Origin of the sequence: Blastomonas sp. (assembly GCF_041747255.1) — a bacterium.
Classification (GTDB): domain Bacteria; phylum Pseudomonadota; class Alphaproteobacteria; order Sphingomonadales; family Sphingomonadaceae; genus Blastomonas.
In genome coordinates this window covers 1-3,320 of record NZ_JBGTFM010000215.1, presented here as the reverse complement: position 1 = coordinate 3,320, position 3,320 = coordinate 1, and the positions used below count along the sequence as shown (strand labels likewise).

Sequence of the window (3,320 nt, the reverse complement as noted above, 5' to 3'; positions counted from 1 at the left end):
GCACGCACCGCGCGCGCCTGCGGCGTGCCCTCGACCGCCACCGGCCCTGACAACCAGACGAACTCGACGCCCTCGTCTTCGGCGTTCAGCACCTCGCGCTGCGATCCGGGCATATTGAGCCGGTCACGGCGATACAGGCATTTGACCGATGCCGCGCCCTGGCGCACGGCGGTGCGCACGCAATCCATCGCGGTATCGCCGCCGCCGATCACCACGACATGCTTGCCCTGCGCATTCAGCGCGCCGCTTTCAAATGCGGGCACATCGTCGCCAAAGCCCTTGCGGTTTGATGCGATCAGATAATCGAGCGCGGCCACCACGCCGTCTGCGCCGATGCCCGGCACCTTGATGTCGCGCGCCTTATAAACGCCGGTGGCGATCAGCACCGCATCATGGCGCTCGCGCAGGTCCTCCATGCTGGCATCGCGGCCCACCTCGAAACCATAGTGGAAGACAATGCCTGCATCCTCCAACCGCTTGACGCGGCGCATGACCACGTCTTTTTCCAGCTTGAAGCCGGGGATGCCATAGGTCAGCAGGCCCCCGGCGCGATCATGCCGGTCATAGACATGCACGTCATAGCCACCCGCACGCAGATATTCCGCCGTGGTCAGCCCCGCAGGCCCTGCGCCGATAATGCCAACCGACTGGCCGCGCGACCGCCCGACCGAGACCGGCTCAACCCAGCCTTCTTCCCATGCTGTGTCGGTGATATATTTCTCGACCGAGCCGATGGTAACCGCGCCGTGGCCGGAAAATTCGATGACGCAATTGCCCTCGCACAGCCGGTCCTGTGGGCAGATGCGGCCGCAGATTTCGGGCATGGTCGAGGTGAGGTTCGACATCTCATAAGCCTCGCGCAGCCTTCCCTCGGCGGTCAGCCGCAGCCAGTCGGGAATGTGGTTGTGCAGCGGGCAATGGGTCGAGCAATAGGGCACGCCGCATTGCGAACAACGCGCCGATTGCTCAGCCGCCTGCGCCGCGCCGAAGCTGTCCGAAATCTCGTCGAAATCCTCGGCGCGCGCATCGGCGGCGCGCTTGGGCGGATAGGACTGGCCCAGATCGACAAACTTCAGCATCGCCAGTTTCGTTGCCGCTGCCTGCGCAATGGTATCGCGCGAATGATCCGCATCGCTCTGCGCGCCGCCAGGGTGCTTCGTCATTGCCCTCAACCTATCGTGTTATGTTGCACGGACGCAGTGATCGCCTGCCCGCCTTCGTGGCGCAGCTTTAGGTCATTTTTGGGGTCAAGTCACGCACAAAAAATGCTATAGGTAAGTTATTATGACATATTATTGCTTGTGCTAATGCCGGTGTCGCCAGGATTAGCCGGCCGCCACGTATATAAACATCATTGCGGACCTATATTTTTGCAAGACATGCCCGCCCCATAGGATTAAACGCCGCCACTTGTTCTAGCCGCAACCCCTGCTGCGCTGTCTTGCGCCCCGAAACGGAAAGCTGTTCTGCATGGATTTCCTCCAGATGATCCTGATCGCCATCGTGCAGGGCGTCACCGAGTTTCTGCCGATCTCGTCTTCGGGCCATCTGATCCTGCTGCCGGTGCTGACGGGATACGAAGACCAGGGGCCGATGATCGACGTCGCGGTGCATGTCGGATCGTTGCTGGCGATCATCACCTATTTCTTCCGCGACGTCTGGGGGCTGGCGCGTGGCGGATTTGCTACCATCGGCATTGGCAAGGCTCCGGCGGAGCGCAGGCTGTTCTGGTTCATCATCCTGGGCACCATCCCGGCGGTTGTGGTCGGGCTGGTCCTGAAACAGGGCGGCTATCTTGAAGGCTTCCGTTCCACCCAACTGGTGGCGATCAACCTAATCGTTTACGGCATTTTGCTCGGTATCGCCGACCGCATCGGGCGCACCGATCGCAGCTATGAAGACATGGGCCTGAAGGACGCGATCATCGTTGGCCTTGCGCAGGCGTTGGCGCTGGTGCCGGGCACATCGCGATCGGGCGTGACGATGACCGCAGCGCGCATCCTGGGCTTTGACCGCGTCGAGGCGGCGCGCTTCTCGTTCCTGCTGTCGATCCCGGCGGTGGCGGGCGCGGGCGTGCTGATCGTGCCTGATCTGCTTGAGGCCGGCGGCGACATGGCCATGGAAGCGCTGATCACCGGTGTCATGACATTCCTCGCCGCGTTCGCGACGATGGCATTCCTCATGCGCTTCCTGAAGCGCGCGTCGATGATGGTGTTCGTAATTTATCGAATCGTGATGGGTGTGGCGCTGTTGATTCTTTTTTAACGCTTGCGGCTATCGAGATACCACAGCAGCCCATGCAGGCCGATGCCGCCTGCGACTCCCGCGATCAATCCGATGGATGGCTGGCCCAATAATCCGCCACCAATTGCGCCGCCAATCGCGCCAAGCGCGATAAACACGCCGCCGCCTCTGGGTTCAGCAGCCTTTGGATTTTCGAAATTGCGATCAGTCATGGCCAAGCCTTTGCCATGGCGCGCGGGAAAGCGCCACTGCCAATCGCCGGGTCGCCGCACAGCATGGCAAACGCGCGTTCCTAACCGCGTGTTTACCAATCCAGTTGAGCCTTCCTCCATCGCGCTGCCCTAAATCCTGTAAACCGGTCCAAACCGCCGGACCGCCAACATGGGTGAAGGACAAGCCGCAGCATGCATCTGCCGTATATTGGAAGCCGTGAAGCCTATGACGATGCCTGCATCCTGCTGTCGCGCTATGGCGACGCGGCGGGTCTTGAGGCATCCGAGCGCGCCGAGGCAGCGCGCAACGTCGGCAACCACATCCATTTCTGCCACTGGCGGCAGATCGAGCGGCTGCTGGTCATCATGACCATCGACCAGAGCATCGGCACGATTCACTAAACAGCCGTCACCACCCCGGCGCTGACCGACCAGTCGCTGCGCCCTGATGTCGGCAACGCATCGAACAGCGCGGCGTCGGTGCCGGTCATCCACACCTGCCCCGTGCGGTGGCTGAGCTGTTCATACAGCGCCGCGCGCCGCGAGGGGTCGAGATGCGCGGCGATTTCATCGAGCAGCAGGATCAGGCGGCTGCCGCGCCGCGCCGCCACCAGATCGGCATGGGCAAGGATGATCGCGATCAGCATCGCTTTTTGCTCGCCGGTGGAGCACAAGGCCGCCGCCTGTCCCTTCTGCCGCAATGTCACCAGCAGATCGTCGCGATGCGGTCCGGTGAGCGCGCGTCCCGCCCCCCGGTCACGCGCCCGGCCGGATCGAAGCGCGGCGGCAAGTTCGCCCGCTTCTAACGGTCCCTTGCGCTCCAGTAACAGCGTCGGCTGCGCGAACGGGCCATCCGCCAGTGCA

4 protein-coding genes and 1 pseudogene are annotated in these 3,320 nt (G+C 62.6%); 2 read left to right on the top strand and 3 right to left on the bottom strand.

Annotation, left to right across the window (positions count from 1 at the left end; genetic code table 11):
• On the bottom strand, positions 1-1,079 hold a 1,079-nt coding region (locus ACEW8G_RS07730; RefSeq protein WP_373487852.1), incomplete at its 3' end, for an NAD(P)-dependent oxidoreductase.
• A gap of 391 nt (positions 1,080-1,470) precedes the next feature.
• Here ACEW8G_RS07730 and ACEW8G_RS07725 point away from each other — a divergent pair.
• Positions 1,471-2,265, top strand: coding sequence for an undecaprenyl-diphosphate phosphatase (locus tag ACEW8G_RS07725; RefSeq protein WP_373487851.1), 795 nt, complete (start codon positions 1,471-1,473; stop codon positions 2,263-2,265).
• On the opposite strand, the gene ACEW8G_RS07720 is transcribed toward ACEW8G_RS07725, so the two are convergent.
• A complete protein-coding gene (locus ACEW8G_RS07720) occupies positions 2,262-2,456 on the bottom strand; it encodes a hypothetical protein (protein ID WP_373487850.1) in 195 nt (64 codons plus the stop codon). The genes ACEW8G_RS07725 and ACEW8G_RS07720 overlap by 4 nt on opposite strands.
• A 192-nt stretch (positions 2,457-2,648) precedes the next feature.
• Here ACEW8G_RS07720 and ACEW8G_RS07715 point away from each other — a divergent pair, with 192 nt between their 5' ends.
• Entirely contained in the window at positions 2,649-2,858 is a 210-nt protein-coding gene (locus ACEW8G_RS07715; protein ID WP_373487849.1) for a hypothetical protein, read from the top strand.
• Here ACEW8G_RS07715 and ACEW8G_RS07710 read toward each other — a convergent pair.
• A pseudogene (locus ACEW8G_RS07710) lies at positions 2,855-3,320 on the bottom strand (DNA replication and repair protein RecF); the annotation flags it as partial. The gene ACEW8G_RS07715 and the pseudogene ACEW8G_RS07710 overlap by 4 nt on opposite strands.

What these genes read in the sequence shown, in the direction of transcription:
- ACEW8G_RS07715 (WP_373487849.1), top strand. Translation starts at nt 2,649, where the DNA reads ATGCATCTGCCGTATATTGGAAGCCGTGAAGCCTATGACGATGCCTGC.
- ACEW8G_RS07725 (WP_373487851.1), top strand. Translation starts at nt 1,471, where the DNA reads ATGGATTTCCTCCAGATGATCCTGATCGCCATCGTGCAGGGCGTCACC.
- ACEW8G_RS07720 (WP_373487850.1), bottom strand. Translation starts at nt 2,456, where the DNA reads ATGACTGATCGCAATTTCGAAAATCCAAAGGCTGCTGAACCCAGAGGC.